This window comes from Roseomonas marmotae (assembly GCF_017654485.1).
In the GTDB taxonomy this organism is placed as follows: domain Bacteria; phylum Pseudomonadota; class Alphaproteobacteria; order Acetobacterales; family Acetobacteraceae; genus Pseudoroseomonas; species Pseudoroseomonas marmotae.
This window is the reverse complement of sequence record NZ_CP061091.1, coordinates 2,247,046-2,269,945: the sequence shown is the minus strand read 5'-3', so window position 1 is coordinate 2,269,945 and position 22,900 is coordinate 2,247,046. Positions and strand designations below refer to the sequence as shown.

Sequence of the window (22,900 nt, the reverse complement as noted above, 5' to 3'; positions counted from 1 at the left end):
GTCTTTCGCAGCTGCGGTGGCTATCTGGAGGGTTCCGCGAAGCTGATCGATTTGGAGGCCGCACCATGGCCCGCGTCACCGTCGAAGACTGCATCCTGAAGGTTCCCAACCGGTTCGAGCTGGTTTTGTTGGCCGCACAGCGCGCCCGCAACATCAGCCGGGGCGAGGAGCTGACCATCGATCGCGACAACGACAAGAACCCCGTCGTCGCCCTGCGAGAGATCGCGGATGAGACGGTCGAGCTGCCTGCCCTGGAGCAGGACCTGATCAAGTCTCTGCTGCGCGCCCCGGAGCCGGAGCCCGTCGAGGAAGAAGTCATCGACCTGATCGCGACGGACGAGAATATCTTCGGCGTCATGGACGTGAACGACGAGCCGCTGCCGGAAGTCAGCGCCGACGACATGTCCGGCGACGATATCGAGGCTGCCATCGCTGCCGAGCTCGGCGGCCGCCGCTGACCGGCCGGAGGCAGGCTTGAAACCGGGCGCCGGGACGGGATTCTACCCGGCGCCGCGCGCGCCCGAGGGACTTACTGAGTCCAGCCTGCTTCCCCGCGTTGAAACGCCGGGCACGGAACTGGCCCGGCGCGTCGCCGCCTATGACCCGCGCGCCGATGTGGCGCTGCTGGAAGCCGCCTATAATCTCGCGGCGACCGCGCATGCCAGCCAGGCGCGGGAAAACGGCGACCCCTATATCACCCACCCCGTGGCTGTCGCCGGCATCCTCGCCGGATACCGGCTGGATACCGCGACCATCGCCACGGCGCTGCTGCACGACGTGGTTGAGGATACCAGCGTCACGCTGGCCGAGATCGAGAAGCGCTTCGGCGGCGATATCGCCAAACTGGTGGATGGCGTCACGAAGCTGACCCGGCTGGAACTCCAGTCCGAGCGCACCAAGCAGGCCGAGAACTTCCGCAAGCTGGTGCTGGCCATGAGTGAGGACATCCGTGTCCTGCTCGTGAAGCTCGCCGACCGCACCCACAACATGCGTACCCTCCACTACGTGCCGAAGCCCGAGAAACGGGCCAAGACGGCACGGGAGACTATGGAGATCTATGCGCCGCTGGCGCAGCGCATCGGCATGGATGCGGTCAAGACCGAGCTGCAGTCCCTCTCCTTCCGCGAGCTGCAGCCGGACGCCTATCAGACCATCACCGCGCGCCTGGCCTTCCTGCGCGGCCAGGGCGCCGACCTGATCGACGATATCGCGGCCGATCTGCGCGCCAAGCTGGCGGAGGCCGGCGTGCCGCTGCTGGAAGTGACGGGCCGGGAGAAGTCGCCCTATTCGATCTGGCTGAAGATGCACGAGAAGAAGGTCGAGTTCGAGCAGCTCTCGGACATCATGGCCTTCCGCGTCGTCACCACGGATAAGGCGAATTGCTACGCGGCGCTGGGCGCCATCCACTCGGCCTATCGCGTGGTGCCCGGGCGCTTCAAGGACTATATCAGCACCCCGAAATCCAACGGCTATCAGAGCCTGCATACCGGCGTCTCCGTGCCCGAGCGCCGGAACGCGAAGATCGAGGTGCAGATCCGCACGCCGGAGATGCATGAGGTCGCCGAATTCGGCGTGGCCGCGCACTGGATGTACAAGCAGGGCGCTGCGGGCGATGGCGCGCAGCCCGTCCAGAAGCGCCGCTATCCCTGGGTCCGGGAGTTGCTGGAGCTGCTGGAGACGGCCTCGGAGCCCCAGGAATTCCTGGAGCACACGAAGCTTGCCCTGCACCAGGATCAGGTCTTCTGCTTCACCCCCAAGGGGGATCTGATCGCCCTGCCCCGTGGCGCCACCCCGGTGGACTTCGCCTATCAGGTGCACAGCCAGGTCGGCGATACCTGTGTCGGCGCCAAGATCAACGGCCGCATCGTCCCCCTCCGCCATGTGCTGGAGAATGGCGACCAGGTCGAGATCATCACGGCGCGCGGCGGCACGCCGAACCCGGCATGGGAACGTTTCGTCGTCACCGGCAAGGCCAAGGCGCGCATCAAGCGCTTCGCCCTGGCCCGCCAGCGCTCCGAGTTCCAGGAACAGGGCCGCAGCGCCATTGCCAAGGCCTTCCGGCAGGAAGGACTGGATTTCTCGGAAAAGCTCGTCGAGCCGGCGCTCAAGGCCTTCAAGCAGCCGGCTTTCGAGGATCTCTGCGTCGCCGTCGGCAATGGCAATATCTCGCCGCGTGAAGTGCTGCACGCCGCCGTTCCTGAACTGCGCGGGCCGCCACGGCCGCACGACCACATGCCGCTGGCCCGTGCACGAGGCAAGCCGGGCGCGACGGTCATGCGGACCGGCAACGAGCGGCGGCGGGATACGGCCTCGGGCATCACCGGGCTGGTGCCGGGCATGGCCGTGCAATTCGCCGGTTGCTGCCACCCGGTGCCGGGGGACCGGATCGTTGGCATCGTCACCACCGGCAAGGGCGTGACGGTGCACAAGAATGACTGCCACAGCCTGGAGGCTTTCGCGGCCACGCCGGAGCGCTTCATCGACATCGACTGGGATCACGAGGCCGGCGTCTCGGGTGCCCATGTGGCGCGGTTGCAGATCGTCACCAGCAACGAGGATGCGGCCATCGCCGCGATGACGGTGGCTATCGCCAAGCAGAACGGCAAGCTGCACAACCTGCGCTTCGCCCATCGCGCCGCCGATTTCGCCGAGGTGGTCGTGGACCTGGAGGTTGCGGACCTGCGGCACCTGTCGCAGGTGGTCGCGGCGCTGCGCACCTGCCCTGGCATCGACCAGGTGGACCGGGCGAAGAGCTGAGGCTATCCCGTCAGCATGATCATCGGCCTTGGCAACGACATCGTGGATATCCGGCGGATCGAGCAGGTGCTGGCGCGCCACGGGGATCGCTTCATCGAGCGGATCTTCACGCCGCTGGAGCGGCGCAAGGCCGACAGCCGAAATGAGAAGCTGCGCGCCGCCACCTATGCGAAGCGCTTCGCGGCGAAGGAGGCGGCTTCCAAGGCGCTTGGCACCGGGTTCCGGCAGGGCGTCTTCTGGAAGGATCTGGGGGTGGTGAACCTCTCCTCCGGCCAGCCCTCCCTGAGGCTGACCGGCGGCGCGGCCAAGCGGCTGGATGCCATCACCCCGACCGGCTATGGCTCGCAGATCAGCCTGACCATGACCGACGAATATCCCTACGCCCAGGCGGTCGTGATCATCTCCGCGGTGAAGCTGACGCTCTAATCGCCCAGCCGGAAGGCGTCCGCGATCCGCCTCATCCGCCCGGCGGCGTCCAGCAGCAGCAGATCGAAGCGGATACCCGCCGCGCCATGGCCGGGATGTTCGCCGAGCCAGATCTCGGCAGCCCTCAGAAGCCGCTGGCGCTGCCGCGCGCCGAGGGCATAGGCGGCGTCGGTCAGGCCGGGCCTCGCCTTGACCTCGATGAAGACCAGCAACCCTTCCCGCTCCACCACCAGATCGATCTCCCCGGCAGGGGTGCGGGCGCGTCGGTCCAGCACCTGCCACCCTTCCTCCTCCAGGCGGGCCGCGACGCGATCCTCGGCGGAGCGGCCACGGGCCTCCGCCGCGGCGCGCAGGACGAAATCCTTCGACGGAGCATGCATGGCCGGCATGATCTCGTGACCTGATCGCGGTCGCAAGCTGCTGGCCCCGCCGCGCGTGCCATCCTAGAGGGAAGAGATGCAACGACGCCCCGGCCGCTTCCGCCGCTTCTTCCTGCGTGGCCTGATATGGGCCGCTGCGCTGGTTGTCCTGGCCTCGGCGGGCACGGCGGCGCTGCTTTGGGCGACGATGCCGCAGAAGGAAGGCAAGCTCGCGCTGCGCGGCCTGTCCGCCCCGGTCGAGATCCTGCAGGACGAACACGGCATTCCCCGCATCACCGCCGCGACGGAGCTGGACGCGGCCGTGGCCCTGGGCTGGCTGCACGCGCGTGACCGTATGTTCCAGATGGAGATGATGCGCCGGGGTGCCTCCGGGCGTCTGGCCGAACTGGCCGGGCCGGCTGCCCTACGGATGGACCGCTTCAGCCGCACCCTGGGCCTCGCCCGGAGCGCGCGGGCGGATTACCAGGCCCTGCCCGAGCCCACCCGTGCCATGCTCGAAGCCTATGCCCGGGGTATGAATGCCTGGATCGAGGCACGCGGGCGGCTGGCGGCGCCGGAGTTCCTGGTATTCGGCGTGCCGGAACCATGGGAACCCTGGCAGAGCCTGCTCTGGGCCAAGGTGATGGGCCTTTGGCTCTCGGGCAACTGGCGGCTGGAGCTGGACCGCGCGCGCCTCGCCGGGCTCCTCCCGCCCGAGCGGCTGGCCGAACTCTGGCCCGCCGATGAGAGTGCCGGCCGGCCTGACCTGGCCGCCCTTCCCTCCACTGACAGCCTTACGCGCCTGGCCGCGGCGGTGCCGGAGTTCCCGCTCGATGCGCCCCTGCCCTCCAGTGCCTCGAATGCCTGGGCGGTTGCCGCGTCGCGTTCGGTGACCGGTGGCGCGCTGCTGGCATCCGACCCTCACCTCGGCTTCCAGGCACCGATCCTCTGGTATCTGGCCCGCATCGAGATCGCGGCGGTAGCGAGTCAACCCTCCCGCTTCCTGGCTGGCGCGACCTCGCCTGGGGTGCCCTTCATGGTGATCGGCCGGAATGAAAAACTGGCCTGGGGCTTCACCACCACCCATTCCGATACCCAGGACGTCTTCATCGAGCGTCCTGCGGGGAGCGGTTCCTATCAGAGCCCCGACGGACCCCGCATGTTCGCCGAGCGCGAGGAGACCATCCGCATCCGTGGCCAGGAGCCCGAGATCCTGCGGGTGCGGGAGACGCGGCACGGGCCGGTGATCAGTGACCTGGACGGAACGACGCGCGGCGAAAACCTGCTGGCGGTGGCCATGGCCAATCTGGCTGAGGCCGATACCGCCGCTGCTGGCCTCCATGCGCTGAACCGTGCCGGCAACCTGGCCGAGGCACGCGCCGCCGCCGCGCAAATCACTTCTCCGGCGCAGAACCTGATGGTCGCCGCACCCGATGGCATCGCCCTCTATCTGACCGGCCGCGCGCCGCTGCGCAGTGCGGGCGACGGTACGCAGCCGGCGCCGGGCTGGGACGGCAGCCACGACTGGATTGGCTGGGTTCCCTTCGATGAGATGCCGCATGCCGAGAACCCGCCCGGCGGCGTCCTCGTCAATGCCAATAACCGCGTGCAGCCTGCCGGGGTGGAACCCTATCTCGGCCGCGACTGGTTCGGTGACTGGCGCTTCCGACGCATCCATGCCCTGCTTGCCCAGCGCGACCAGCATTCGCCGCAGGAGATGGCGATGCTTCAGCGGGATGAGCTGAGCCTCTTCGCGCAGGAACTGCTGCCGGCCCTGCGCGCCATTCCTCGCCCCAGCGGCCCGGCCGGTGCCGCGCGGGACCTGCTGCTCGGCTGGGACGGGGAGATGCGGGGCGATGCGCCGCAGCCATTGATCTTCAACGCCTGGTGGCCGCTGGCGGCGCGGATGGCGCTGGACCGGGGCGGCGTGCCGGCCGGCGCCTGGCCCTCCACACCGGAGTTCCTGACTTTCGTACTGGGCCCTCAGGGGCGCGGCGCTCATTGGTGCCAGGCGACCGGAGAGGCCGATACGTCCGAAGACCGGCCGGTGAATGGCCGCGCCCCGATTCTCACGGAGGCCTGCGCCGCGCTGGTGGCAGAGGCGCTGCAACAGGCCACGGCGCGGCTGCTCGAGCAGCACGGCCCGGACCTCAATGCCTGGCGCTGGGATCAGGCGCATCATGCCCGCTTCGAGCACCCGCTGCTGCGCTTCCTGCCGGTGCTGGGGAGATGGACGCGGGTCGAAATCCCGACTGGCGGCGATGACCAGACGGTCAATCGTGGCGGCATGGCGGGGCGTGGCTTCGCGCATGTCCATGGGCCCGGCCTGCGGGCGGTCTTCGACCTCTCGGCGCCGGCCGGGGTCGCGGCGGTGATCGGTACGGGGCAGTCGGGCCATCCGCTCTCCCGCCACTGGGCGGACCAGACCCCAATATGGGCCGGGCGTGCCCCGGATGGCGCCTTGCTGCTGCCTTTAGGGCCGGTGCCGGGCCAGAGCAGCGGTGTCCTGCGCCTGGAACCGGGCTGAAGCGCTGTTCCGCCGCATCTCGACTGTTGCTTCGGCGCCTGCGGGCGGGGAGACTATGGCTGAAAAGACATGCTCCACCGCACCACGCGCCGCCCGCAATTCTTCTACACGACCGCCCCGATGCCCTGCCCTTATCTGGCCGGACGGACGGAGCGGAAGGTCGTGACCGAATTGACAGGCGTGGAATCCGAGGCGCTGCACGACCGCCTCTCCCGCGCCGGGTTCCGGCGCAGTCACAACATCGCCTATTCTCCGGTCTGTCCGGGCTGCCAGGCCTGCATCCCCATCCGCATCGTCTGCGCGCGCTTCCAGCCTGACCGCACCCAGCGGCGCGTGGCCCGCGCCAATGCCGACCTGACGGCATATGAGGTCGCGCCGCGGGCCACGGCGGAGCAGTTCAACCTTTTCCAGCGCTACCAGCAGGCCCGCCATAACGACGGCGACATGGCCTCGATGGGCTTCTACGACTACCGCGCCATGATCGAGGATACGCCGATCACCACCCATGTCGCGGAGTTCCGCGACCCCGACGGCCGCTTGGTGGCCGCCTGCCTGACCGACCGGCTGAGCGACGGGCTCTCCGCCGTCTATTCCTTCTACGATCCTCTGCTGGAACGCCGCTCCCTCGGCACCCATGCCGTGCTGTGGCTGGTGCAGGAAGCTCTGCGGATAGGCCTGCCCTTTGTCTATCTCGGCTACTGGGTGCCCCAGAGCCGCAAGATGGCCTACAAGGCCCGCTTCCAGCCGAGCGAGATCCTCACGGGCGGCCATTGGCGTGAGATGGACCAAAGCGACATTCTTCAGTTTGTGGAATAGGGCCAGCGCCCCAACCACAAGGTGTCGGTGATGTTGTCCGCACCGGCCCGCAGCATGGCCAGCCGGTCGAAGCCCAGAGCGATGCCCGCGGTCGCGGGCATGCCGTGGCGCAGGGCCTCCAGGAAATCCTCATCCACTGGCCAGCCCTCGCCATAGAGTCGATGGCGCTCCGCCACGTCGTGGGCGAAGCGGCCGGCCTGCTCCTCAGCATCCGTCAGTTCATCGAAAGCATTGGCCAGCTCGATGCCGGCCACGAAGAGCTCGAAGCGTAGGGCGGCACGCGGGTCTGCCGGGTCCCGCCGCGCCAGGGCGGCCTGGGGTGCCGGCCAGTGCGTGAGAAAGGTCGGCCTCGCCCGGCCCAACTGCGGCTCCACGCGCTCCAGCACCAGGCGGAAGAACAGATCCTCCCAACTCTCCTGCTCGCGTGGCGGCATGCCGGCCCTGGCAGCCGCATCCCGCAGCAGCGCCGCATCGCCCGTTCCGCTCCCGTCGAGGGTCGCCAGGATGTCCAGCCCCTCACAGTGTCGCCGGAAAGCCTCGGCGACAGTCAGCCGCTCGAAAGGCCCTGAGAGATCCGTCTCCACACCGCCATGGGACACGCGCGGCGGCAGCGTGGCGCGCAGGAAGGCTTCGGTTTCCTCCATCAGCGATTCCAGCGAGGCCGCCGGACGATACCATTCCAGCATGGTGAATTCGGGGTGGTGCCGGGGCGAGACCTCGCCGTTGCGCCAGACACGCGCGATCTCGAAGACCGGCCCGGCCCCCGCCACAAGCAGCCGCTTGATGGCCAGTTCTGGCGAAGTCCGCAGCCAGAGTGGCTGCTCCCCTTCGCCCAGCATGGGGCGGAACAGGGTTCTGAAGGCAGCCAGATGGACCTCCATCCCCGGTGCGGGCACGAGGGCCGGTGTCTCGACCTCGGTATAGCCGCGGGCGGTGAAGAAGGCGCGGGTTTGGGCCAGCAGCTCGGCCCGCTGACGCAGCGCCGGCAGGCGGGCGGCCAGCCGGTCTGGGTGCCATTCTGGCGGCAGGGATGATGGATCGGGCATTGCGGTCATAGAGGTCCAGGCGTAAGGCCGCGCGACCATGCCTGACGGTGACCCGCAATTGAAGCCGCGCACGTTGCGCGACCCCGCATCCCTGGTCCAGGCCGGCCTGGCGCGACCTGAGGCGGAGCCGGGCCTGCGCCGCGTGGCGGAACACTTCGCCATGGCGATCACCCCCGCCGTCCAGGCCCTGATCGACCGTGACGACCCCGCCGATCCTATCGCCCGTCAGTACGTCCCCGACGTCGCGGAACTGGTGACACGGCCGGATGAGCGCAGCGACCCCACCAGCGACGCACCCTTCACTCCCGTGAAGGGCGTTGTGCATCGCTACCCCGATCGCGCGCTGCTGAAGCCCCTGCTCGCCTGCCCGGTCTATTGCCGCTTCTGTTTCCGTCGCGAGGTGGTGGGACCGGATGGCGGGTTGCTGACCGAAGCCGAACTGGAGACGGCGCTGGACTGGTTCGCCGCTACCCCGACCGTGCGGGAGGCGATCCTGACAGGCGGCGACCCGCTGATGCTTTCGGCCCGGCGCCTCGCGCATATCATGGGCCGCCTCTCCGCCATTCCGCATCTGGACATCATCCGCCTGCACTCGCGGGTGCCCGTGACGGCGCCGGAGCGGGTGGACGATCGCCTTATTGCTGCATTATCAACGGATAAAGCAGCATTCCTCTGTGTTCATGCCAATCATGCCCGCGAGTTCTCTCCGGCCGCGAAGGTGGCGCTGCGTCGCCTGAGCCAAGCTGGCGTCACTTTGCTGGGGCAAAGCGTTCTGCTGCGCGGCGTGAACGACTCCTCCCAGGCCCTTGAAAACTTGTTCCGCGCCATGTTGTCGACCCAGGTGAAGCCTTACTACCTGCATCAACTGGATCGTGCCCCCGGCACCGCCCGCTTCGAGGTGCCGATCGAGGAAGGGCGCGCCTTGCTGCGTGGGCTGCGGGGCCGCATCTCCGGCCTGGCTTGGCCCACCTATGTGCTGGACCTTCCCGATGGGGCCGGCAAGGCCCCCCTGGGGCCAGATTTCGCCGCGATCAAGGATGGTGAGTGGCAGGTCGAAGGGCCGCTGGATGGCGTGCCTTATCAGCACCATAGCCGCCACACCAACTCAGAAAATTCTGATAGCTAATTGTTATTGAAGTTTTTTCGTCGGATAACTCAACCGCACTTCCGTGACTTCCCATGATCTGTCAATGCGCTAGGCTCATGCTATGGCGCTGACCCTTTCCATCCTGGACCAATCCACCATCGCCTCTGGCCGGAACGCCGCTGAGGCGGTGCAAGAGACGCTGGAACTTGCGCGGCTGGCTGACCGGCTGGGCTTTGCCCGCTACTGGCTGGCCGAGCACCACAACAGCGCCAGCCATGCCGGCGCGGCGCCGGAGGTGCTGATCGCCGCCATCGCCGCTACTACCCGCCGCATCCGTGTCGGCTCGGCCGGCATCATGCTGCCCCACTATGCCAGCCTGAAGGTGGCGGAGCAGTTCCGCATGCTGGAGGCCATCGCCCCAGGCCGCATCGACCTCGGCGTGGGACGCGCGCCGGGAAGCGACGGCCGCACCGCCTTCGCGCTCAACCCCGCCGCCGCCCAGTCGGCCGACCGCTTCCCGCAGCAGGTTCAGGAGGTGCTGGGCTGGCTGGGGGAAGGCCTGCCGGTGGACCACCCCTTCCGCGCCATCCGGGCCCAGCCGGAAGTGCCGACGACGCCGCAGGTCTGGGTGCTCGGCAGCTCCGACTATGGCGCGCAACTCGCCGCCTATCTGGGCCTGCCCTACTGCTTCGCCTATTTCATCACCGAGGGCGCGGGCGCCGCCGAGGCCATCGCGCAGTACCGGCACGGTTTCCGGGCGGACGCCGGGCGTCTGCCCGCGCCGCACGCCGCCATCGGCATCTTCGCCCTCTGCGCAGAGACGGAGGCCGAGGCCCGCCGCCTCTTCCGCTCCCGCGAGCTGTGGCGGCTCTCCCGCGACCGCGGCATCTTCCCACCCCTGCCGAGCGTCGAGGAAGCCGAAGCCTACCACTATTCCGACGCTGAACTGGCTAGGCTGGAGCGGATACGCCAGCGCGCCATCATCGGCACGCCTGAACAGGTACGGACCCGCCTGGAGGCGCTGGCGGCGGAACTTGGGGTGGAGGAAGTCGCGGTGCTGACGCCCCTGCACGACCCTGAAGCCCGGCGCCGCTCCTTCCGCCTGCTGGCCGAAGCCTTCGGCCTGCCCGGCGAAGCGGTTCCTTGACATGCGACCTCACAGCAGGCTCTACCCCCTCAACATCGTGGTCGCGGCGGCTGGCGCGGCGTACCGAAGCAAGGCCTCGCCGTAAACCTCTCATGACGACACAGAAGAAGCCGGGTGGCTGGCTGGAAAGCCTCAAGACCATCGTCTATGCCGTCCTGATCGCCGTCGGCATCCGTACCGTGGCTTTCGAGCCGTTCAACATTCCCTCCGGCAGCATGATTCCGACGCTACAGGTGGGTGATTACCTGTTCGTCTCGAAATACGCCTACGGATACTCGCGCTATTCCCTGCCCTTCGGCCCCGACCTGTTCGAGGGCCGTATCTTCGGCGCCGTGCCGAAGCGGGGGGATGTGGCGGTCTTCAAGTTCCCCCGGGACAACAGCACCGACTACATCAAGCGCATCATCGGCCTGCCCGGTGACCGCGTGCAGGTGCGAAATGGCCGCCTGTTCCTGAACGGCCAGGAAGTGCCACGCGAGGCCCTCGGCCTTTACACCGTGGAGGGGGACGGCCCGCGCATCACCGTCCGCCTGTTCCGGGAAACGCTTCCTCCCTCTCCCGGCGAAGGGCCGAGGCAGCATGAGATCCTGGAAGCGTCCGATAACCAGGCATATGACAATACGCCGGAGTATCTGGTGCCCCCCGGCCATGTCTTCGCCATGGGCGACAACCGCGACAACAGCCTCGACAGCCGCGACATGACCGTGGGCGTCGGCTTCGTGCCGCTGGAGAATCTGGTCGGCCGGGCCGAGATGATCTTCTTCTCCGTTGATGGTTCCGCGGCCTGGTGGCAGGTCTGGGCATGGCCTTCCGCCGTCCGCTGGAACCGGCTGTTCATGGCGGTACGGTGAATACCAACTTCAAGGAACGCATCGGCTACAGCTTCGTCAATCCGGCGCTGTTGACGCACGCCATGACGCATCGTTCCGCCGCCGACCCGCGGCGGGACATGTTGGATTCGAACGAGCGGCTGGAATTCCTGGGCGACCGCGTGCTGGCGCTGGTGATGGCCGAATGGCTCTCCGAACGCTTCCCGCAGGAGCGGGAGGGCGCGCTGGGCAAGCGGCTTTCGGTGCTGGTGGCGGCCGAGACCCTGGCGAAGGTAGGGGATGCCATCGGCCTGCCGGCCGCGCTGCGCATCCCGCCCGCCGAAGGGCGCACGGGGCTGCGGGGCCGCGCGACGGTGATCGCCGACGCGACCGAGGCGCTGATCGGCGCCCTCTATCTGGATGGCGGGCTCGAGGCCGCGCGTGGCTTCGTCCGCCGCGAGTGGGCTGGCCATATCGAGGCCGATCCGACGCCGCCGATGTCGGCCAAGAGCCGGCTGCAAGAGTATACTTTGGGCCGGGCGGAGGGGCTGCCGGAGTATCGGCTGGTTTCCACCACCGGGCCCTCCCATATGCCTGTCTTCGTGGTGGCCGTGCACGCCGGTGGGCGGGAAGCGGAGGGCCGCGGCGAATCGAAGCGGGCAGCCGAGCAGGCCGCCGCCGAAGCCTGGCTGGCAGGACTGTGAATTAACGAAATGAGCGAAACCCCCATTCCCCCCCCCGAGGGCGACCAGCGGACCCGCTGCGGCATCATCGCCGTGGTGGGCGCGCCCAATGCCGGCAAATCCACCCTGGTGAACCGGCTGGCCGGCAGCAAGGTCTCCATCGTCTCCCCGAAGCCGCAGACGACGCGCTTCCGTATCCGCGCCGTCGTGATGCACAAGGGGGCGCAGCTGGTCCTGGCCGACACCCCCGGCATCTTCAGCCCCCGCCGGCGGCTGGACCGCGCGATGGTGGCCGCAGCCTGGGAGAGCACTCAGGATGCCGATCTGGCCCTGCTGGTGGTCGATGCCCGCGCTGGCCTGACCGAGGCGCTGCAATCCATCCTGTCCGTGCTGAAGCGTAGCAAGGCGCCGGTCTGGCTGATCCTGAACAAGACCGACCTGATCGACACCAAGCGCCTGCTGCCGCTCACCGCCGCGCTGAACGAGCAGATCTCCTTCGCCGAGACGCTGATGATCAGCGCCGAGACCGGCGATGGGGTGGAGCGTCTGCTGGACATGATGGCCAGCCACGTCCCCCAGGGCCCCTACCTCTTCCCGGAGGACGACCTCTCCGACCTGCCCGACCGCATGCTGGCGGCCGAGATCGTGCGCGAGCAGATCCTGCGCCAGACGCATGAGGAGGTGCCCCACCACGCCACGGTGGAAACCGAGCAGTGGGAGGAGCGGCGCGATGGCTCCGTGCGGATCGACTGCACCATCTATGTCGGCCGCGCCTCGCAGAAGGCCATCGTGATCGGTGACAAAGGCGCGCGGATCAAGGAGATCGGCCGCCGTGCGCGATCAGAGCTGGAGGCACTGCTGGAGCGGCGCGTCCATCTCTTCCTGAACGTCAAGGAGCGTTCGGGCTGGGACGAGGAACGCGCCCGCATTCGGGCCATTGGTCTGGAAGATATCGGCTAGTTTCCTTTCATGGAATGGGAAGCCCCCGCCATCGTGCTGGAGGCCCGCCCTTATGGCGAAGGCGGCGCCATCCTCTCCGTGCTGACCGAGCAGCATGGGCGCTATGCGGGGCTCGCCAAGGGGGGCTCCTCCCGCGCCCAGTCGGGGCTCTGGCAACCCGGCAACCTTGTGGAGGTGCGCTGGGTGGGCCGGCTGGCCGATCAGCTCGGCCACCTCACGGGGGAGATGGTGCATCCCACCGCCGCCCTGGCCATGGACGATCCGCTCGCGCTGGCACTGCTGCAATCCGCCTGCGCCCTGGCGGCGGATGCACTGCCGGAACGCGAGCCGCAACCGCGGGTCTTCTCGGCCCTGCTGCCGATCCTGGCGCATCTCCATGCCGGCGCCGAGCAGGTGGTGGACGACTATATCCGCTGGGAGCTGCTGCTGCTGGAGGGCCTGGGCTACGGCCTCGATCTATCCCGCTGCGCCGCCACGGGCACCACGGATGAGCTGGACTGGGTTTCCCCCCGCACCGGCCGCGCCGTCTGCTCCGAGGCGGCGGCGCCCTATGCCGACCGGCTGCTTCCACTGCCGAGCTTCCTGCACGGCGCCCAGGCCGAGCGTGACCCGAAGGCCTGGCTGCAAGGCCTCAGGTTGGCCGGCCATTTCCTGACGCGAGATGCTTTCGGCGCGCGGCACCGCCCCCTGCCCCCTGCGCGGGAGAGGCTGGAGCACCGCGTGGCAGACCTGGCTGCATGAGGGACGACGAACCGGTATTGCCGGACCTTCTGCGCCCCGGCCTGCGGCTGGTCTTCTGTGGCAGCGCGCCCGGCGCGGTTTCGGCGGCGCGTGGGGCCTATTACGCGCATCCCGGCAACCGTTTCTGGTCGATCCTGGCGGAGGCGGGCTTCACGCCCGGGCGCTGGGCACCGCATGAATACCCGCGCCTGCTGGAGCTGGGCATCGGCCTGACGGACCTGGCCAAGCACGCATCCGGCAATGACGCCGACCTGCCACCGGATGCCTATGACGTGGCGGGGCTGGAGCGGCGTATCAGGGCCGCTCGCCCGGCCATGCTGGCCTTCACGGCCAAGGCACCGGCGGCGGCCTTCCTGGGCCGCCGTACCGGCGCCATCGGCTATGGCCGGGTGGAAGGGCGGCTGGATTTTCCGCCCATCTGGGTGCTGCCTTCCACATCCGGCTCCGGCGCACGCCACTGGGACCCGCGCCCCTGGCTGGCGCTGGGTGCCTGGTTCAAGGGCGAGGCTCCGGGCTAGTCGCGCAGCTCGGCCGGGACCTTGCCGCCATTTTCGGCCAGCTTCCGCATGACCTGCTTGTGCAGCCAGATATTCATGGTGGCGGTATCATCGGTGTCGCCGGCGTAGTTCAGTTCTCTCGCCAGTTCCTTCCGGGCCTTCAGGCTGCTGTCCATGTCGAGCAGGTTCATCAGGTCGACAATGGACTGGCGCCAGTTCAGCCGCCGCCCGCTTTGTGACGCCATCTCCGTCAACACCGCCTCAACATCCACTGTCTGGGCGGAGACGGTGGCGGTTGCCGCCGCTGGCGGTGTCTCGGCTGTGGGCACCGATGGCGTGGCGGCGGAAGGCGCCTGGGCCGCAGCCGGCGTGGCGGGTGCGGGTGCGTTGGTGGTGTCCAGGGAAGATGGTATCGCGGCATCCCGAGCGGCCTGCGGCTTATGCCCAAGAACCTTAGACATGATCGAGCTGAAGATGCTCATGCGCCTGACTCCTGTCCCGTGGCCTCCGGCGGAGGCCGCTGGTTTCTAACGCCCGGCGGCATGGCGGAGTTGGCGACCTGCGCAACCGGCCTCGGCGACAGGGGTCATGTTTCTGATCTGTTCTTCCGCTCTGGCGTTTGCGGCCCCGATGCGCTAGCCCGTCAGCACCTGGACCATCGCGAATATCTGACCTGCCGGGGAGCGCACCATGCCTGATGACCTGACTCTTCTGCCGCAGGACGGCGAGGTGCCGACCAATTTCTCGGCCGCCTTGTCCGAGCGGTACCTTGCCTATGCCATGTCCACCATCACGGCGCGCTCCCTGCCGGATGTGCGGGATGGGTTGAAGCCGGTGCATCGGCGCCTGCTCTGGGCAATGCATCAGCTGCGGCTGGACCCCAGCGGCGGCTTCAAGAAATGCGCCCGCATCGTCGGCGATGTGATGGGTAAGTATCACCCGCATGGCGATGCCTCGATCTACGAGGCGATGGTGCGGCTCGCGCAGGAATTCGCCGCCCGGTACACGCTGGTTGAGGGCCAGGGCAACTTCGGCAATATCGACGGCGATAACGCCGCGGCGATGCGCTACACCGAGGCCCGGCTGACCGCCATCGCCCAGGCGCTGCTGGAAGGCATCGAAGACAACGCGGTCGATTTCCGCGCGACCTACGATGGTGAGGAGCAGGAGCCGATCGTCCTGCCGGCGGCCTTCCCCAATCTGCTGGCTAATGGCGCCAATGGAATTGCCGTCGGCATGGCCACCTCTATCCCGCCGCACAATGCGGGTGAGCTTTGCGCGGCGGCGATTGAGCTGATCCGTAACCCTAAGGCCGAGCTCGACGACCTGCTGCGGCATGTGCCGGGCCCCGATTTCCCTACTGGCGGCGTGCTGGTAGAAAGCCCTGAATCGGTGCGGGAGGCCTATGCCACCGGCCGGGGCGGCTTCCGCGTCCGGGCGCGGTGGGAAAAGGAGGCGCTGAAGAACGGCACTTGGCAGGTGGTGGTCACCGAGATCCCCTATCAGGTCCAGAAGTCCCGCCTGATCGAGCAGATCGCTCTGCTGCTGGAGGAAAAGAAGCTTCCCCTGCTGGGCGACGTGCGGGACGAGAGTACGGATGTCGTCCGCATTGTGCTGGAGCCGAAGAGCCGCACCGTCGATCCGGCCATGCTGATGGAGACGCTGTTCCGCGCGACGCAGCTGGAGAACCGCATCTCCCTCAACATGAACGTGCTGGATGCCAGCCGCACCCCGCAGGTGATGGGGCTGAAGCAGGTGCTGCGCGCATGGCTGGACCATCGGCACGTGGTGCTGGTGCGCCGCAGTCAGCACCGGCTGGACGCCATCGCCCGGCGGCTGGAGATCCTGGACGGCTATCTCATCGTCTACCTCAACCTCGATGAGGTCATCCGCATCGTGCGGGAAGAGGACCATCCGAAGCAGGCGCTGATCGCGGCCTTCGATCTGACGGAGATGCAGGCCGAGGCCATCCTGAACATGCGGCTGCGCGCCCTGCGCAAGCTGGAGGAGATGGAGATCCGCAAGGAGCACAAGAAGCTCTCGACGGAGCAGAAATCCCTCCAGGGCCTGCTGGCCAGCGAGACCAAGCGCTGGAACCGGATTGCCGATGAAATCGCGGCGACGCGGGAGAAATTCGGCGAGGGGACGCAGATCGGCCGCCGCCGCACGACCCTGGAAGCCGCGCCTTCCGCCATGGTGATCGACGAGCGCGCCTTCGTGGAGAAGGAGCCCATCACCGTCATCCTCTCCGAGAAGGGCTGGATCCGCGCGCTGAAGGGGCATGTGCCGCCCGAGAACGAGCAGAAGTTCAAGGAAGGCGACAAGCTCAAGTTCTTCCTGCACGCGCAGACCACGGACCGGCTCTGCCTCTTCGCCACCAACGGCAAGTGCTTCACGCTGAAGGCCGATACCCTGCCCCGTGGCCGTGGCGACGGGCAGCCGGTGCGGCTGATGGTGGACCTGACGAATGAGGATGATGTCGTCACGCTTTTCGTCTGGAAGGAAGGCGTGAAGCATCTCGTCGCCTCGACCGACGGGCGCGGCTTCATCGTCAAGAGCGAGGATCTGGTGGCCGAGAAGCGCACGGGCAAGCAGGTGCTGGTTGTCGATGGCGGCAACGAGGCCGCCTGCCTGATTCCGGCCGAGGGCGATAGCGTCGCCGTCATCGGCCAGAACCGGAAGCTGCTGGTCTTCCCGATGGAGCAGCTGCCGGAGATGACGCGTGGCCGTGGCGTGGCCTTGCAGGGCTACCGCGATGGCGGCATGGCTGATGTGAAAGTCTTCACCGCCAGCGCCGGACTGACCTGGAAGATCGGTGAACGCGTGCGGCTTGAGACGGATCTGACCACCTGGCGCGGCAACCGCGCGGGCGCCGGCCGCCAGCCCCCGAACGGCTTCCCGAAGAGCAACCGCTTCGGCGACTGAGGCTCAGGAGGTGGCTCAGGCCACCTCCTCATCCAGCCGTTGCAGGTCACGGAGCTTGGGGAAGAGCCGCATCCACAGCCCGGCCACGATGATCGTGCCGATGCCGCCCAGCACCACGGCCGCCACGGGGCCGGTGACGGCGGCCAGCGTCCCGCTGCGGAACTCCCCAAGCTGGTTGGAGGTGCCGATGAACAGCATGTTCACCGCCGCCACTCGCCCGCGCATCTCATCGGGCGTCCGGAGCTGAACCAGGGTGGAGCGCACCACGACGCTCACCACATCGGCCCCGCCCAGCACCGCCAGAGCCAGGGCGGAGAGCGGCAGCCAGGTGGAGAGGCCGAAGACAACCGTTGCCAGCCCGAAGACAGCCACGGAGGCGAACATCAGGAGCCCGGCGTGACGGCGGATGGGCCGCCGCGCCAGCCAGACCGAGACCAGCAGCGCCCCCACGGCCGGTGCGCCGCGCAGCACGCCAAGGCCCCATGGGCCGGCATGCAGGATGTCATGCGCGTAGAGCGGCATCATCGCCGTGGCACCGCCCAGCAGCACGGCGAAAAGATCCAGTGAGATGGCGCCCATGATTTCCGGGCGGGAGCGGATGAAATGGAGCCCGCCGAAGACTGCGGCGAGCGTCACCTTCTCCCTCACCCGCTCCGGCTGGCGGTGGCGGATCAGGAATGAGGCCAGCGCCGCCGTGGCGGCGATGGCGGCGACGATGGAATAGACCACACCCGCGCCCAGCCCGTAGAGCAGCCCGCCCGCCGACGGCCCGATGATGGTCACCGTCTGGAAAGCGGAGGAGGAGAGCGCGGCGGCGCGCGAGAAGAGCGAAGCCGGCACCAGGGCCGGCAGGAGGGCCTGGAGGCTCGGTCCCTCGAAGGCCCTGGCGGCGCCGAAGATGGCGATGAGGGTGTAGATCATCGCCGGGGTGACGGCTCCGGCGAAGGACGCGAAGGCGAAGGTCGCGGCGCAAAGGGCCGAGACGATCTGGCAGCAGGCCGCGATGCGTCGGCGGTCGAAGCGGTCCACCACCTGCCCTGAGACGAAGACCAGCAGGACCATCGGCAGGAATTGCGCCAGGCCCACCAGCCCCAGGGCCAGGGGGCTGCGGGTCAGTTCATAGATCTGCCAGCCCACGGCCACGGTTTGCATCTGGTAGGCCAGAGCCGAAAGGCTGCGGCTGCCCAGGAAGGCCATAAGGCCGGGGTGCCGGAGAAGCCGCTGCTCCTCCGGTGAAGCGGCCGCATCAGCGGGTGCGGCGCCGGAACTCTGCTGCATGGATACACGAAGCCTGCTATCGCCGGGGCACGGTGCCCGTTGCGGCACCATAAGCACAGCCGGGTCGATATCACCGCATTACCAAGCGGACAGACAGGCTGGCTTCAGGCCATGGCGGCCCGGATCGCCAGGACGACCTCGGGTGAATCGGGCTCCAGCTTGCTCGGGAAGACGCCAAGCAGGCGGCCATTGGCCCCGACGAGGTATTTGTAGAAGTTCCAGCGCGGCGCTCCGGCCCAGGCGAAGAAAGGATGCGCCTCAGGCCCCTTCACATGGCTGATGGCGGCCATCGGGAAGGTGACGCCGAACTCGGCCTCGCAGAAGGCCTTCACCTCCGCATTGCCCTTGGCTTCCTGGTTAAAGTCGTTGGAGGGCACCCCCAACACCAGCAGGCCGCGCGGCGAGAAGCGTTCATGCATCTTCTGAAGCGCCGAGAATTGCGGGGCGAAGCCACAGAAGCTGGCGGTATTCACCACCAGCATCGGCTTGCCCCTGTACTGCCCGAGATCGATCTCGCCGCCGTCGATGCCGGGGAAACGGAAGTCATACGCGCTCTGCGCCGGGGCCGCCGCCAGAAGCAGCGGCGCGGAGGCCAGCAAGAGGCGTCGTGTCAGCTCAGCCATAGCGTTCCTCCAACCAGGGGTCGCCACGATCGTGATAGCCGCGCACTTCCCAGAAGCCGGGCTTATTCTGCGACAGAAAGCTGATCTTCCGCACCCATTTAGTGCTCTTCCAAAGATAAAGATGCGGCACCACCACCCGCAGAGGGCCGCCATGCTGCCGCGTCAGCGGTTGCCCCTCCCAGGAATGGGCCAGCAGGTTCTCCGGCCGGGCGAAGTCTTCCATCGTCAGGTTGGTGGTGTAGCCATCATGTGCCTCGAAGCTGACAAAGCGCGCACCAGGCTTCAACCGCACCAGATCCAGCAGCGCCTGCACAGGCACGCCCGTCCAACTGTTGTCGTAGCGTGACCACTGCGTGACGCAGTGGATGTCGTTGCGGCGCTCTTCCTGCGGCAGCTCATTCAGCCAGGCCCAATCGATCGTGACGGGGTTCTCGACGAGACCATCCACCGTCAGGCGGAAGGTCTCCTTGGCGACATCCGGCTGAATACCGAGGTCCAGAACCGGGAAATCCGTCACCAGCCGCTGCCCCGGCGGCAGCCGCTGCTCAGGGGTGGCGGTTTGTCCGGTCAACAGGCGGCCTGCCCTGGCCCAGGCCTGCTTCGTCTCCACCAGCTTCTGCCGGATGCCGCTTGGCTCTTCGTCTGCCATTTGCCGATGTCTCCTGTTGGCGCAGAAAGTGACATCGGGCAGCCCGAATGCAAGCTTGCCCGGCCAAGACAGTGGAGACGACTATGACGCGACGCCTAACCCTGCCCCTCCTGCTGTCGCTGTGCCTCCTGCTCCCGGTCACCGTCCTGGGCCAGGAGCAGATCGAGCCTCGCCAGCCAGCCAGGGCCAGCCGGCAGATGGTCGCCGCCGCGCATCCCCTCGCGGCCGGAGCCGGGCTGGAGATGCTGCGCCAGGGTGGCACGGCCGTCGACGCCGCCATTGCCGTGCAGGCGGTGCTGACCCTGGTGGAACCACAATCCTCCGGCATCGGCGGAGGCGCGCTCCTGATGCACTGGGATGCGGCGCAACGCCGCGTCTCCGCCTGGGACGGGCGGGAGACGGCGCCTGCCGCCGCCACCCCTTCCCTTTTCCTGAAGCCGGACGGGACGCCGCTGTCCTTCTATGACGCCGTCCTCTCGGGGCGCAGCGTCGGCGTGCCCGGCGTCATGCCGATGCTGGCGGCCGCGCATGCCGCCGGGGGCCGCCTCTCCTGGGCCGAGCTTTTCGCACCAGCGATCCGACTGGCCGAGGAAGGCTTCCCCATCTCGCCTCGCCTGGCGGCGCTGATCGCGTCGGATGCCGAACGCCTGAAACGGGACAGCGCCGCGGCCGCCTATTTCCTGACCGAGGACGGCAAGCCGCGGCCGGAGGGCTACGTCCTCAAGAATCCTGCCCTGGCGCAGACGCTGCGCGCCCTGGCGGAGCGCGGCGCCGCCGCCTTGCAGACCGGCCCCATCGCCGCCGCCATCGTCGAGGCGGTGCAGAAGCATGGAGGACAGGGGAATGGCATGACCACCGCCGATCTCGCGGCCTATGCGCCGAAGCGGCGTGACCCCGTCTGCGGACCCTATCGCATCTGGACGGTCTGCGGCTTTCCGCCGCCCAGTTCCGGCGGCGTGGCGGTGGGGCAGATCCTCGGCGTGCTGGAGCACTTCCCGCTCTCCCGGCTCGACCCGCGGAGCGTGGATGCCGCGCATCTGATCGGCGAGGCCGGGCGGCTGGCCTTCGCTGACCGTGGCCTCTACCTCGCGGATACCGACTTCGTGCCCGTGCCGCTGCGGGGATTGCTGGAGCCTGGCTATGTGAGCGGACGGGCGCAGCTGGTGGACCTGGACCATGCCATCGTCAATCCGCGTCCCGGCAACCCGCGCTGGCGCGAGGCCGGGCTGGCGCCGCAACCGTTTCAGCCCGAATACGGCACCAGCCACGTCTCCATCATCGACGCGGCCGGCAACGCCGTGTCGATGACCACCACGGTCGAGGACGCTTTCGGCGCCAGGCTGATGGTCGGCGGCTTCTTCCTGAACAACGAGCTGACCGACTTTTCCTTCATCCCGGAGGTGAGCGGCCGCCCGGTGGCGAACCGGGTGGAAGGACGGAAGCGCCCCCGCTCCTCCATGTCGCCGACCCTGGTCTTCAACCGGGACGGCACGCTCTATGCCGTGGTCGGCTCACCGGGTGGGGCACGCATCATCGGCTTCGTGGCACAGGCGCTGGTCGGCGTGCTGGACTGGAAGCTGGACCCGCAGGCCGCGGTGTCCCTCCCCCATGTCGGCACCGTCGGGGCGGGCCTGGAACTGGAGGCCAACACCCCTGCCGCCGCGCATGCACCGGCGTTGGAGGCACGCGGCCACACGGTGGCTGTCCGGCCGATGGATTCCGGCCTGCAGGCCATCGTGGTGACGCCGTCCGGTCTGCTGGGCGGCGCCGATCCACGGCGGGAGGGGGTGGCGATCGGGGACTGAGCCTTACGGCTCAGCCCTTCTTCGCCGCCTGCTGGCGGAGGTCGGAAATGGTGGCGCGGTTCGTCACCTGCTCCGGGTTCATCCGCACCTCGATGATCGCCGGCTTCCCGCTGGCCAGGGCCCGCTGATAGGCGGGGACCAGTTCGCCATCACGCTGCACTAGCTCGCCATAGCCGCCGAAGCTCTCGATGAACTTCACGAAGTCCGGGTTGGTCAGCTTGGTGCCGGAGACGCGGCCCGGATAGGCGCGCTCCTGATACATGCGGATGGTGCCGTACATGCCGTTGTTGAAGACCAGCACGATCGGCGCCACGCCCGCCTGGAAGGCCGTCGCGATTTCCTGTCCCGTCATCAGGAAGCCGCCGTCGCCCACCAGCGCGATGGTGACGCGGTCGGGGCAGGTGATCTTGGCGCCGATGGCCGAGGGCACCGCATAGCCCATGGCGCCGTTGGTCGGCCCCAGGAAATCCTGCTTCTCCGCCACATGCATGAAGCGGTTGGGCCAGGTGGCGAAGTTACCGGCATCGCAGGTGAAGATCGTGTCGTCCGGCAGCACCTTCTCAAGTGCCTGCAGCTCGCGGGCGAGGTTCAGCGGGCCTTCATACTGCGGCGCTTCGGCCTGCTTCATGCGCGCGGCATGCAGTTCCTGCGTCCAGGCGGACCAGCGCGGCTGGCCGGATGGCGCTGGCAGCTTGGCCAGGGCCTGCGCGAAGGCGTTGATCTCGGCGGTGATACCCAGCGCAGGGCGATAGACGCGGCCGATCTCCGCCTGATCAGGGTAGACATGCACGATCGGCGTCGCGCCGGCCATGTCGAACAGGGTGTAGCCCTGGCTCACCGGCTCGCCGATCCGGGTACCGAAGGCCAGGATCAGGTCGGCCTGCTTCGCCTTGGCGACCAGCCCGGCATCGGCGCCCACGCCCAGGTCGCCAGCGTAGTTCGGCAGGCGGCAGTCGTACAGGCTCTGGCGCCGGAAGGCGACAGCGACCGGCAGGTCCCGGGCGACGCAGAAATCGCGGATGACGCGCCGCGTCTCATCCGTCCAGCGGGAGCCGCCGAGCACCACCAGCGGCCGCTCCGCGCGGTCCAGCATCGCCAGCATCTTGTCCAGCGCGGCGGGGGATGGATAGGCGGCGGCGACATCGGCGGGACCAAGATCCGGCACGGCGACACGGCGCTTCTGCATCTCCTCGCTGATCGCCACCACCACCGGGCCGGGACGGCCGGAGGTCGCGACATCGAAGGCATGCGCCATCAGTTCCGGGATGCGGGCGGCATCGTCGATCTGCGTCACCCACTTGGCCACCGAGCCGAACATCCGGCGGTAGTCCACTTCCTGAAAGCTCTCGCGGTCGGTTTCCTCGAAGGGAATCTGGCCGACGATCAGCACCAGCGGGGTGCTGTCCTGCATCGCGATATGCACGCCGATGGCGGCATGGCACGCGCCGGGGCCACGGGTGACCAGCGCCACGCCGGGCCGGCCGGTCAGCTTGCCATGGGCCTCCGCCATGTTGACGGCACCGGCCTCGAACCGGCAGGTCACCAGCTCGATCTTGTCGCTGTTGGCGTAGAGGCCGTCCAGGACATCCAGATAGGATTCACCGGGCACGCAGAAGGCATGGGTCACGCCTTGCGCCACCAGGGCGTCGGCCAGGATCTGCCCCCCGGTGCGGGTATGAGTGTCTGTGCTGATCGTATCCATGATCCGATGCGTCCTCCGCGACTTCTGCGCCGGAAGCTAACCTGACGGGCGCCCGTGAGCCAC

At 68.1% G+C, this 22,900-nt stretch carries 21 protein-coding genes; 14 read left to right on the top strand and 7 right to left on the bottom strand.

Annotation, left to right across the window (positions count from 1 at the left end):
• Positions 1-65 precede the first annotated feature (65 nt).
• The 3 genes from rpoZ to acpS are packed head-to-tail and all read left to right on the top strand — an operon-like array spanning position 66 to position 3,183.
• Positions 66-458: a DNA-directed RNA polymerase subunit omega gene (gene rpoZ / locus IAI58_RS10740; protein ID WP_207446026.1), complete on the top strand. Its 393-nt coding sequence runs from the start codon at positions 66-68 to the stop codon at positions 456-458.
• A gap of 16 nt (positions 459-474) precedes the next feature.
• Entirely contained in the window at positions 475-2,757 is a 2,283-nt protein-coding gene (locus IAI58_RS10735) for a RelA/SpoT family protein (protein WP_207446025.1), read from the top strand.
• A gap of 15 nt (positions 2,758-2,772) precedes the next feature.
• Positions 2,773-3,183, top strand: a complete 411-nt coding sequence (acpS, locus tag IAI58_RS10730; RefSeq protein ID WP_207446024.1) for a holo-ACP synthase — start codon at positions 2,773-2,775, stop codon at positions 3,181-3,183.
• Here acpS and IAI58_RS10725 read toward each other — a convergent pair.
• Positions 3,180-3,572: a YraN family protein gene (locus IAI58_RS10725; RefSeq protein ID WP_237182304.1), complete on the bottom strand. Its 393-nt coding sequence runs from the start codon at positions 3,570-3,572 to the stop codon at positions 3,180-3,182. The two genes, acpS and IAI58_RS10725, sit on opposite strands and share 4 nt — an antisense overlap.
• Before the next feature lie 67 nt (positions 3,573-3,639).
• On the opposite strand from IAI58_RS10725, the gene IAI58_RS10720 reads away from it, so the two are divergent.
• Together IAI58_RS10720 and IAI58_RS10715 are read left to right on the top strand one after the other, a co-directional pair.
• Complete coding sequence (locus IAI58_RS10720) at positions 3,640-6,069, top strand: penicillin acylase family protein (RefSeq protein WP_207446023.1); 2,430 nt, start codon at positions 3,640-3,642, stop codon at positions 6,067-6,069.
• Between the two features lie 69 nt (positions 6,070-6,138).
• Positions 6,139-6,885: an arginyltransferase gene (locus IAI58_RS10715; protein WP_207446022.1), complete on the top strand. Its 747-nt coding sequence runs from the start codon at positions 6,139-6,141 to the stop codon at positions 6,883-6,885.
• On the opposite strand, the gene epmA is transcribed toward IAI58_RS10715, so the two are convergent.
• Positions 6,870-7,931 carry an EF-P lysine aminoacylase EpmA gene (gene epmA, locus IAI58_RS10710; protein WP_207446099.1) on the bottom strand — a complete coding sequence of 354 codons (1,062 nt, stop codon included), beginning with the start codon at positions 7,929-7,931 and terminating at the stop codon, positions 6,870-6,872. The genes IAI58_RS10715 and epmA overlap by 16 nt on opposite strands.
• Positions 7,932-7,968: 37 nt before the next feature.
• On the opposite strand from epmA, the gene IAI58_RS10705 reads away from it, so the two are divergent.
• The 7 genes from IAI58_RS10705 to IAI58_RS10675 all read left to right on the top strand — a co-directional run bounded on the left by IAI58_RS10705 (position 7,969) and on the right by IAI58_RS10675 (position 13,876).
• Positions 7,969-9,057 carry a lysine-2,3-aminomutase-like protein gene (locus IAI58_RS10705; protein ID WP_207446021.1) on the top strand — a complete coding sequence of 363 codons (1,089 nt, stop codon included), beginning with the start codon at positions 7,969-7,971 and terminating at the stop codon, positions 9,055-9,057.
• A gap of 82 nt (positions 9,058-9,139) precedes the next feature.
• Entirely contained in the window at positions 9,140-10,165 is a 1,026-nt protein-coding gene (locus IAI58_RS10700; RefSeq protein ID WP_207446020.1) for an LLM class flavin-dependent oxidoreductase, read from the top strand.
• Positions 10,166-10,257: 92 nt separating this feature from the next.
• Positions 10,258-11,016 carry a signal peptidase I gene (gene lepB / locus IAI58_RS10695; RefSeq protein ID WP_207446019.1) on the top strand — a complete coding sequence of 253 codons (759 nt, stop codon included), beginning with the start codon at positions 10,258-10,260 and terminating at the stop codon, positions 11,014-11,016.
• On the top strand, positions 10,968-11,678 hold the full coding sequence (rnc, locus tag IAI58_RS10690; RefSeq protein ID WP_207446018.1) for a ribonuclease III: 711 nt from the start codon (positions 10,968-10,970) through the stop codon (positions 11,676-11,678). The genes lepB and rnc overlap by 49 nt, the downstream gene beginning before the upstream one ends.
• Before the next feature lie 9 nt (positions 11,679-11,687).
• A complete protein-coding gene (era, locus tag IAI58_RS10685; RefSeq protein WP_207446017.1) occupies positions 11,688-12,617 on the top strand; it encodes a GTPase Era in 930 nt (309 codons plus the stop codon).
• A gap of 9 nt (positions 12,618-12,626) precedes the next feature.
• Complete coding sequence (gene recO / locus IAI58_RS10680; protein ID WP_207446016.1) at positions 12,627-13,358, top strand: DNA repair protein RecO; 732 nt, start codon at positions 12,627-12,629, stop codon at positions 13,356-13,358.
• On the top strand, positions 13,355-13,876 hold the full coding sequence (locus IAI58_RS10675; RefSeq protein WP_207446015.1) for a mismatch-specific DNA-glycosylase: 522 nt from the start codon (positions 13,355-13,357) through the stop codon (positions 13,874-13,876). Before recO ends, IAI58_RS10675 begins: the two co-directional genes overlap by 4 nt.
• Here the strand turns inward: IAI58_RS10675 and IAI58_RS10670 are convergent.
• Positions 13,873-14,337: a DUF3597 domain-containing protein gene (locus tag IAI58_RS10670; RefSeq protein ID WP_207446014.1), complete on the bottom strand. Its 465-nt coding sequence runs from the start codon at positions 14,335-14,337 to the stop codon at positions 13,873-13,875. The two genes, IAI58_RS10675 and IAI58_RS10670, sit on opposite strands and share 4 nt — an antisense overlap.
• A 208-nt stretch (positions 14,338-14,545) precedes the next feature.
• Between IAI58_RS10670 and parC the strand changes: the two genes are divergently transcribed.
• Positions 14,546-16,780: a DNA topoisomerase IV subunit A gene (gene parC / locus IAI58_RS10665; RefSeq protein WP_207446013.1), complete on the top strand. Its 2,235-nt coding sequence runs from the start codon at positions 14,546-14,548 to the stop codon at positions 16,778-16,780.
• A 15-nt stretch (positions 16,781-16,795) separates the two neighbouring features.
• On the opposite strand, the gene IAI58_RS10660 is transcribed toward parC, so the two are convergent.
• From IAI58_RS10660 to IAI58_RS10650, 3 genes are all read right to left on the bottom strand, one after another.
• Positions 16,796-18,058 carry an MFS transporter gene (locus IAI58_RS10660; protein ID WP_207446012.1) on the bottom strand — a complete coding sequence of 421 codons (1,263 nt, stop codon included), beginning with the start codon at positions 18,056-18,058 and terminating at the stop codon, positions 16,796-16,798.
• Between the two features lie 104 nt (positions 18,059-18,162).
• Positions 18,163-18,681, bottom strand: a complete 519-nt coding sequence (locus tag IAI58_RS10655) for a glutathione peroxidase (protein WP_207446011.1) — start codon at positions 18,679-18,681, stop codon at positions 18,163-18,165.
• The gene (locus tag IAI58_RS10650) at positions 18,674-19,330 is read right to left on the bottom strand and encodes a sulfite oxidase-like oxidoreductase (protein WP_207446010.1); all 657 of its coding nucleotides are present in this window, start codon (positions 19,328-19,330) and stop codon (positions 18,674-18,676) included. Before IAI58_RS10650 ends, IAI58_RS10655 begins: the two co-directional genes overlap by 8 nt.
• 83 nt (positions 19,331-19,413) lie before the next feature.
• On the opposite strand from IAI58_RS10650, the gene ggt reads away from it, so the two are divergent.
• Complete coding sequence (ggt, locus tag IAI58_RS10645; protein WP_207446009.1) at positions 19,414-21,135, top strand: gamma-glutamyltransferase; 1,722 nt, start codon at positions 19,414-19,416, stop codon at positions 21,133-21,135.
• Between the two features lie 10 nt (positions 21,136-21,145).
• Here the strand turns inward: ggt and IAI58_RS10640 are convergent, their stop codons facing one another.
• Positions 21,146-22,837: a thiamine pyrophosphate-dependent enzyme gene (locus tag IAI58_RS10640; protein ID WP_207446008.1), complete on the bottom strand. Its 1,692-nt coding sequence runs from the start codon at positions 22,835-22,837 to the stop codon at positions 21,146-21,148.
• Positions 22,838-22,900: the final 63 nt, after the last annotated feature.

What these genes read in the sequence shown, in the direction of transcription:
- rpoZ (WP_207446026.1), top strand. Translation starts at nt 66, where the DNA reads ATGGCCCGCGTCACCGTCGAAGACTGCATCCTGAAGGTTCCCAACCGG.
- acpS (WP_207446024.1), top strand. Translation starts at nt 2,773, where the DNA reads ATGATCATCGGCCTTGGCAACGACATCGTGGATATCCGGCGGATCGAG.
- IAI58_RS10725 (WP_237182304.1), bottom strand. Translation starts at nt 3,572, where the DNA reads ATGCCGGCCATGCATGCTCCGTCGAAGGATTTCGTCCTGCGCGCCGCG.
- IAI58_RS10720 (WP_207446023.1), top strand. Translation starts at nt 3,640, where the DNA reads ATGCAACGACGCCCCGGCCGCTTCCGCCGCTTCTTCCTGCGTGGCCTG.
- IAI58_RS10715 (WP_207446022.1), top strand. Translation starts at nt 6,139, where the DNA reads ATGCTCCACCGCACCACGCGCCGCCCGCAATTCTTCTACACGACCGCC.
- epmA (WP_207446099.1), bottom strand. Translation starts at nt 7,931, where the DNA reads ATGCCCGATCCATCATCCCTGCCGCCAGAATGGCACCCAGACCGGCTG.
- IAI58_RS10705 (WP_207446021.1), top strand. Translation starts at nt 7,969, where the DNA reads ATGCCTGACGGTGACCCGCAATTGAAGCCGCGCACGTTGCGCGACCCC.
- IAI58_RS10700 (WP_207446020.1), top strand. Translation starts at nt 9,140, where the DNA reads ATGGCGCTGACCCTTTCCATCCTGGACCAATCCACCATCGCCTCTGGC.
- lepB (WP_207446019.1), top strand. Translation starts at nt 10,258, where the DNA reads ATGACGACACAGAAGAAGCCGGGTGGCTGGCTGGAAAGCCTCAAGACC.
- rnc (WP_207446018.1), top strand. Translation starts at nt 10,968, where the DNA reads ATGGCCTTCCGCCGTCCGCTGGAACCGGCTGTTCATGGCGGTACGGTG.
- era (WP_207446017.1), top strand. Translation starts at nt 11,688, where the DNA reads ATGAGCGAAACCCCCATTCCCCCCCCCGAGGGCGACCAGCGGACCCGC.
- recO (WP_207446016.1), top strand. Translation starts at nt 12,627, where the DNA reads ATGGAATGGGAAGCCCCCGCCATCGTGCTGGAGGCCCGCCCTTATGGC.
- IAI58_RS10675 (WP_207446015.1), top strand. Translation starts at nt 13,355, where the DNA reads ATGAGGGACGACGAACCGGTATTGCCGGACCTTCTGCGCCCCGGCCTG.
- IAI58_RS10670 (WP_207446014.1), bottom strand. Translation starts at nt 14,337, where the DNA reads ATGAGCATCTTCAGCTCGATCATGTCTAAGGTTCTTGGGCATAAGCCG.
- parC (WP_207446013.1), top strand. Translation starts at nt 14,546, where the DNA reads ATGCCTGATGACCTGACTCTTCTGCCGCAGGACGGCGAGGTGCCGACC.
- IAI58_RS10660 (WP_207446012.1), bottom strand. Translation starts at nt 18,058, where the DNA reads ATGCAGCAGAGTTCCGGCGCCGCACCCGCTGATGCGGCCGCTTCACCG.
- IAI58_RS10655 (WP_207446011.1), bottom strand. Translation starts at nt 18,681, where the DNA reads ATGGCTGAGCTGACACGACGCCTCTTGCTGGCCTCCGCGCCGCTGCTT.
- IAI58_RS10650 (WP_207446010.1), bottom strand. Translation starts at nt 19,330, where the DNA reads ATGGCAGACGAAGAGCCAAGCGGCATCCGGCAGAAGCTGGTGGAGACG.
- ggt (WP_207446009.1), top strand. Translation starts at nt 19,414, where the DNA reads ATGACGCGACGCCTAACCCTGCCCCTCCTGCTGTCGCTGTGCCTCCTG.
- IAI58_RS10640 (WP_207446008.1), bottom strand. Translation starts at nt 22,837, where the DNA reads ATGGATACGATCAGCACAGACACTCATACCCGCACCGGGGGGCAGATC.